The organism is Streptomyces sp. 35G-GA-8 (genome assembly GCF_023534745.1).
Lineage (GTDB): Bacteria > Actinomycetota > Actinomycetes > Streptomycetales > Streptomycetaceae > Streptomyces.
Map to the genome: position 1 here is coordinate 1 of NZ_JAMHJQ010000029.1, position 7140 is coordinate 7140.

General features: G+C 71.5%; 6 protein-coding genes. All 6 read left to right on the forward strand.

Features of this window, described 5'->3' with window-relative positions; genetic code table 11:
- The coding region (locus M1203_RS37040) for a DUF3152 domain-containing protein (RefSeq protein ID WP_249954261.1) at positions 1–1110 on the forward strand (1110 nt) is incomplete at its 5' end.
- Positions 1111–1177: 67 nt separating this feature from the next.
- Positions 1178–1276 carry an Ms4533A family Cys-rich leader peptide gene (locus M1203_RS39370; protein WP_365747417.1) on the forward strand — a complete coding sequence of 33 codons (99 nt, stop codon included), beginning with the start codon at positions 1178–1180 and terminating at the stop codon, positions 1274–1276.
- Between the two features lie 214 nt (positions 1277–1490).
- Positions 1491–3215: an ABC transporter substrate-binding protein gene (locus M1203_RS37045; protein WP_249954262.1), complete on the forward strand. Its 1725-nt coding sequence runs from the start codon at positions 1491–1493 to the stop codon at positions 3213–3215.
- A complete protein-coding gene (locus M1203_RS37050) occupies positions 3212–4297 on the forward strand; it encodes an ABC transporter permease (protein ID WP_249954263.1) in 1086 nt (361 codons plus the stop codon). The genes M1203_RS37045 and M1203_RS37050 overlap by 4 nt, the downstream gene beginning before the upstream one ends.
- Complete coding sequence (locus M1203_RS37055) at positions 4294–5283, forward strand: ABC transporter permease (protein WP_249954264.1); 990 nt, start codon at positions 4294–4296, stop codon at positions 5281–5283. The genes M1203_RS37050 and M1203_RS37055 overlap by 4 nt, the downstream gene beginning before the upstream one ends.
- Positions 5284–5351: 68 nt before the next feature.
- Positions 5352–7034, forward strand: coding sequence for an ABC transporter ATP-binding protein (locus M1203_RS37060; RefSeq protein WP_249954284.1), 1683 nt, complete (start codon positions 5352–5354; stop codon positions 7032–7034).
- The last annotated feature ends 106 nt before the right edge of the window (positions 7035–7140 follow it).

Sequence of the window (7140 nt, forward strand, 5' to 3'; positions counted from 1 at the left end):
GCTCCGCGCGGCCCCGCCGCGCGCGCCGCGGCCCCGCCCAAGCAGCCCGGCGCGCCCGGGACTTCGATGCCCGCGGCGCCGCCGGCGCCCGCCGCGCCGCGGATCCCGGGACCGCGACGGGAGTTCATCGAGGCGTTCGACGACGACGCGTTCGACGCCTTCGGCGCCCCCGCCTCCCGTAAGGCCGTCCCGAAGGACGGCGCGCCCGGTCCTGGCCCCCTCGGTGACCGGGACGGCGGCGCCGACGGCCCCGGCGGCGGTGGCGATACGGAGCCGGCCCCGGCGGAGCCCGCCAGAGGCGGCAAGGGACGCACGCTCACCGGGATCGCCGCCGCCGCGGTGACCACGGTCCTCGTGGTCGTCGTCGCCGGGCAGGTCACCGACGACGGTACGGACCGTACCGACGCGCGGGCCGCCGACGGCGCCGAGCGCGCCGACAGCGATGACACCTCGCGCAACAAGGGCCGGCCCACCCCGACGCGGTCCGCCGCGGCGGCGGCCCCGGCGCCCACCTACGCGCAGCTGATGACCCGCCAGTTCCCGCTCGATCCCGAACTGACGGCCTCGGGCGACTTCACCGCCGTACCCGGTCTCGCCAAGGCGCCGGGCAAGGGGCAGAAGTTCCGCTATCGCGTGGACGTCGAGAAGGGGCTCGGGCTGGACGGGGGGCTCTTCGCCGAAGCCGTCCAGAAGACCCTGAACGACGACCGGAGCTGGGCCCACAACGGCGCCATGACCTTCGAACGGGTCTCCAGCGGCGAGGCCAACTTCGTGATCACGCTCGCGAGCCCGGGAACCACCGGCGTCTGGTGCGCCAAGTCCGGTCTGGACACGACCATCGACAATGTGTCCTGCGACTCGGCCTCGACCGACCGCGTCATGATCAACGCCTTCCGCTGGGCGCAGGGCGCGAAGACCTTCGGGGACAAGGCGATGCTCGCCTACCGGCAGATGCTGATCAACCACGAGGTCGGACACCGGCTCGGACACAACCATGTGAGCTGCCACACGCCCGGGGCGCTCGCTCCGGTGATGCAGCAGCAGACCAAGTCGCTGGACATCGGGGGGATCAAGTGCAAGCCGAACCCCTGGGTCTTTCCCACTGGTTGAGACGACCGTCTCATGACTGCCCCGCACCTCGTTGACATCGATCCCGGGGTCGTTCATATTTCTCGGCATGTCCCCCCGCCGCGCCGCCGCTTCCGGCCGCACCGCCATTGAGCTCACGCTCATCGGTGTGACCGCGCTGTGCGTGGCCGACATTCACTGTCGCTGACGCCTGCCCGAGCGCGCGTCGGCCCTTTCCTCACCGCCGAGCGTCTCCGCGTCCGGGCGTATGTGTTCCGTACGCAGGCGCGCCGTGACGGTCTCCCGGTTATCGCGTTCTCCTCTCCGCACGCTCTCGCCTGCGCGGACTCCAGGGCGTTCAGTGCCCTTTGTTCTGTTCTGTCTGCGCCCTGCCCGCGCAGCTCACCGAGAGGTCTCTTCCGATGCGTCAACCGTCCGTCATATCCCGCCGCGTGGCCGCGGCAGCCGTCAGTCTGGTCGTGGCAGCGGGCGCCGCCGCCTGCGCGGGTCCCCAGGACAACGATGCCAAGGACGACGGCGCGGGCAAGGGCAAGCCCCAGAAGGGCGGCACGCTCACGGTGCTCAACACCGAGGCGCAGACCGACTTCGACCCGGCGCGGCTCTACACCTCAGGCGGCGGCAACGTCCCCTCGCTGGTCTTCCGTACGCTCACCACCCGCAACCGCGAGAGCGGAGCGGCCGGCACCAAGGTCGTCCCCGACCTCGCCACCGACACCGGGCGCCCGAACGCGGACGCCACGGAGTGGACCTACACGCTCAAGGAGGGGCTGAAGTTCGAGGACGGCACCCCCATCACCACCGCCGACATCAAGTACGGCATCGAGCGCTCCTTCGCGGCCGAGCTCTCCGGCGGCGCCCCCTATCTGCGCGACTGGCTGATCGGCGGCGCCGACTACGAGGGCCCGTACAAGGACAAGAAGGGCCTCGCCTCGATCGAGACGCCCGACGCCAGGACCATCGTCTTCAAGCTCAACAAGCCCGAGGGCGACTTCCCGTTCGTCGCCACCCAGACGCAGTTCGCGCCCGTTCCGAAGGCGAAGGACACCGGCGCCACCTACGAGGAGCACCCCGTCTCCTCGGGCCCGTACAAGGTCGTCAAGAACGAGGGCGACGGCCAGCACCTCGTCCTGGAGCGCAACCCGCACTGGTCGGAGAAGACCGACGAGGAGCGCCACGCCTACCCCGACACGATCGATGTGAAGGCCGGGCTCGACGCCGCCGTCATCAACCAGCGGCTCTCCACCAGCTCCGGCGCCGACGCCTCCGCCATCACCACCGACACCAACCTCGGGCCCGCCGAGCTGGCCCAGATCGGCAGCGACAAGGCGCTCGCCGCGCGCGTGGGCACCGGACACTTCGGCTACACCAACTACCTCGCCTTCAACCCGAAGGTGAAGCCGTTCGACAACCCCAAGGTGCGTCAGGCGATCTCGTACGCCATCAACCGCACCAGCGTCATCAACGCGGCCGGCGGCTCCGCGCTCGCCGAGCCCGCGACCACCTTCCTCCCCGAACAGCCGGCCTTCGGCCACACGCCCTACGACCACTTCCCGGCCGGAAAGACCGGCGACCCGGCCAAGGCCAAGGAACTGCTGAAGGAGGCCGGGTACGCGGGCGGTCTGACGATCTCGCTCACCCACTCCACCGCGCAGAACAGGGAGACCAGCCCCGAGGTCGCCACCGCCGTCCAGGAGGCCCTGAAGCAGGCCGGGATCACCGTCGAGCTCCAGGGCCTCGAACCCAACGCGTTCAACGAGGCGCGCTGGAGCGTCAAGGACTCGCCCGGCTTCTTCCTCTCCCGCTGGGGCGCCGACTGGCCCTCCGGCGGCCCCTTCCTCGCACCGATCTTCGACGGCAGGCAGATCGTCAAGGACGGCTCCAACTTCAACCACGCCCAGCTCGACGACCCGTCGGTCAACAAGGAGATCGACGAGATCAACAAGCTGACCGATCTGAACGCGGCGGCCGAGCGCTGGGGCGCCCTCGACAAGAAGATCGGTGAGCAGGCGCTCGACGTACCGCTCTTCCACCCGGTCTACAAGCGGCTGTACGGCAAGAACGTCAAGAACATCGTGATCAGCGACTGGACCGGCGTTCTCGACATCTCGCAGGTCTCGGTCAAGTGAGTACCGCCGTTGCCGCGGGCGCCTCGGGCGCCCGGCAGGTGTGGCGGCGGCTGCGTGGACGCCCCTCGGCCGTGCTGGCCGGGGGCGTCCTCGTCCTGCTCGTGGCACTGGCGCTCGCCGCGCCCCTGCTCGCCGCGATCGAGGGCCAGGACGCCTCCACGTACCACGACGACCTGGTGGACTCGGCGCGCGGCGGTGTGCCGATCGGCTCCTTCGGCGGGGTGAGCGGGGACCACTGGCTCGGGGTCGAACCCGGCACCGGACGCGACCTGTTCGTACGGCTGCTGTACGGGGCCCGCGTCTCGCTGCTGGTCGCCGTCGGCGCCACCGCCGTCCAGGTGCTGATCGGGGTCTCGATCGGTCTCGCCGCAGGTTTCGGCAACCGGCTGCTCGACACCTTCCTCAGCCGGCTCACGGACGTCATGCTCGCGCTGCCGATGCTGGTGATCGCCATCGCCCTGACGGCCGTCGTACCGGCGGACTTCCCGCGCCCCCTGCTGCTGATCCTGGTCATCGGGCTGCTCAACTGGGGCGGTACGGCCCGGATCGTACGGGCGCAGACACTGACCCTGAAGCAGCTCGACTTCGTGGCCGCCGCCCGGCTCGGCGGCTCCGGGCGGATGCGGGTGGCGCGGCGCGAGCTGGGGCCCTCGCTCGCCGCGCCCGTCATCACCTACGGGGCGATCCTGCTGCCCTCGAACATCGTCATCGAGGCGTCGCTGTCCTTCCTCGGGGTCGGGGTCAGGCCGCCGACGCCGTCCTGGGGACAGATGCTGTCGACCGCGCAGACCTGGTTCCGCGCGGACCCGATGTACGTACTGCTCCCCGCCGGACTGCTGTTCGTGACGGTGCTCGCCTTCACGGTGCTGGGGGACGCGGTGCGTACGGCGCTCGATCCGCGTGAGGCCGGCCGGCTGCGGGTCGGGACACGCGCCGGGCGCCGGGACCGCGCGGGCGGCGCCGCCACCTCGCTCAAGGAAACGGCCCCGCTCAAGGAAACGGCCCCGTTCAAGGAAACGGCCCCGTTCAAGGAAACGGCCCCGTTCAAGGAAACGGCCTCGTTCAAGGAAACGGCCTCATGACGCGCTATCTGCTCAAACGTTTCGTCGGCGCGCTGCTCGTCCTGCTCGTGCTGTCCGTCGCCGTCTACGCGCTCTTCTATCTCGTACCGGGCGACCCGGCCAGGCTCGCCTGCGGCGAACGGTGCTCCACCCAGCAGGTCACGCAGGTACGGGAGCGGCTGGGCCTGGACGCCTCGGTGATCACGCAGTACGGGCACTTCCTCCAGGGCATCGTCGCCGGGCGGGACTACTCCACCGGCACGGCCGTACTGCACTGCGACGCGCCCTGCCTCGGCTTCTCGTACAGGACCGACCAGCAGGTCACCCAGCTGCTCGGGGAGCGGCTGCCCGCGACGCTCTCCCTCGCGCTCGGCGCGATGGTGATCTGGCTGGTCATCGGGGTGGGCACCGGCCTGCTCTCGGCGCTGCGGCGCGGCGGGATCACCGAGCGCGCGCTGACCGTGCTCACCCTCGCCGGGACCGGCATGCCCGTCTTCATCCTGGGGCTGCTGCTTCTGATGGCGGTCTGCGCGTATCTGCGCTGGCTGCCGTTCCCCTCGTACGTACCGCTCACCCAGGACCCCGAGCAGTGGGCGTGGAACCTGCTGCTGCCCTGGCTCACCCTCGGCTTCTACGAGAGTGCCAAATACGCCCGGCTGACGCGCAGTTCGACGCTGGAGACGCTGGCCGAGGACCATATCCGCACGTTTCGCGCCTATGGCGTCGGGGAACGGTCGGTGGTCGGACGGCACGCGCTGCGCGGCGCCGTACCGCCCGTCATCGCGCTCAACGCGAACGACCTCGGCACGGTCGTGGGCGGCGCGGTGCTCACCGAAACCCTCTTCGGCATCCCCGGTATCGGCAAGACACTGGTCGACGCGGTACGGATGGTCGATGTGCCGGTGGTGGTGGGGGTCGTGCTGGTGACCGGCACGGCCGTCGTCCTGGCCAATGTGGTGGCCGATCTGCTCTACGCGGCGGCCGACCGAAGGGTGGCTCTCCTGTGACAGGTGTGGCGAAGGCGACGGGCGGAGCGGACAGAGCGGACAGGGCGGACAGGGCGGGCAAGGTGGAGATGGCCGAGCGGCTGATCGTCGTGGACGACCTCACCGTCGACTTCCCGACCGGGGAGCCGGGGGAGGCCGGGACCGTACGGGCCGTGGACGGGCTCTCGTTCACGCTCGCCGCCGGCCGGGCGATCGGGCTGGTCGGCGAGTCGGGCAGCGGCAAGAGCACCGTCGCGAGCGCGCTGCTCGGTCTGCACCGGGGGACCGGCGCGCGCGTCGGCGGGACGGTACGGGTCGGCGGTACGGACGTGGGAGCCGCCTCCGATCGTGAACTGCGGGCGCTGCGCGGCGCGGTGGCCGCGATGGTCTTCCAGGATCCGCTGTCGTCCCTGGACCCGTACTACGCGGTCGGCGACCAGATCGCCGAGGTCTACCGGGTCCATACGGACGCCACCCGGCGGGCCGCCCGCGCGCGGGCCGTCGAGGTCCTCGACCGGGTGGGCATCCCGGACGCGGCGCGCCGCGCCGGGGCCAGGCCGCACGAGTTCAGCGGCGGCATGCGCCAGCGCGCGCTGATCGCGATGGCGCTGGCCTGCGAACCGCGGCTGCTGATCGCGGACGAGCCGACCACCGCCCTGGACGTCACCGTCCAGGCCCAGATCCTCGATCTGCTCCATGAACTGCGCCGCGAGACGGGCATGGGGCTGCTGCTGGTCACCCATGACGTCGGGGTCGCGGCGGAGAGCGTGGACGAGGTGCTGGTGATGCGGCACGGCAGGGAGATGGAGCGCGGGCCGGTGAGCGAGGTGCTCGGCGCTCCCCGCGACACCTATACGCGGGCGCTGCTCGCGGCGGTGCCGCGGGTGGACACGCCGCGCACGGGGGCGGCGGCCTCCGCGCCGAGGCCCGAGGGCGGGGCGCTGCTCGAAGCCGTCGATCTGCGCCGGGAGTTCAGCCGGGGGAGGGGGACGGTCACCGCCGTGGACGGGGTCTCGCTCACCGTCCACCCCGGCGAGACCCTGGGGATCGTCGGGGAGAGCGGCAGCGGCAAGACCACTCTGGGGCGGATGCTGGTACGGCTCCTCGACCCGTCGGCCGGGCGGCTGCGCTACCGGGGTACGGAGATCGCGACGGCGCCGGAGAAGGAACTGCGGCCCTTCCGGCGTGAGTTGCAGATGGTCTTCCAGGATCCGGTCTCCTCGCTCAATCCGCGCCGTTCGGTCGGCGAGTCCGTGGCCGATCCGCTGCGGGCCGCCGGGGTGCTGGACGAGGGCCGGCTCGTCGCGCGCGTACGGGAACTGCTGGACCGGGTCGGGCTCGATCCGGACCGGTACGACCGCTACCCGCACGAGTTCAGCGGCGGGCAGCGCCAGCGCGTCGGGATCGCGCGGGCGCTGGCCGCCGAGCCGCGGCTCATCGTCTGCGACGAGCCCGTCTCCGCGCTGGATGTGACCACGCAGGCGCAGGTCACCGCCCTGCTGGCGGAACTCCAGCGCGAGCTGGGCCTGGCGCTGGTCTTCATCGCCCACGACCTCGCCGTCGTACGGCAGGTCAGCGACCGGGTCGCGGTCATGCGGGACGGCCGGATCGTGGAACAGGGCACGGTCGAGGAGGTGTACGAGACGCCGTCGGCGGCGTACACAAGACAACTGCTCGCCGCCGTGCCCGCGCTCGATCCGGCGCTCGCCGCGGCCCGCCGCGCGGCCCGCCGGGCCCTCCCCGTGCCCGCCGAGGACATGGCCGTGGCCTGACCTCGCGTAGTCGGTCCGTTCCGTAGCGCGACAGAACGCTACCGGTACGGGAAAGTTACGTGCATTCACCCCTTCCGGTGGTGGGGGGGGCCAAACGCCCACGCCC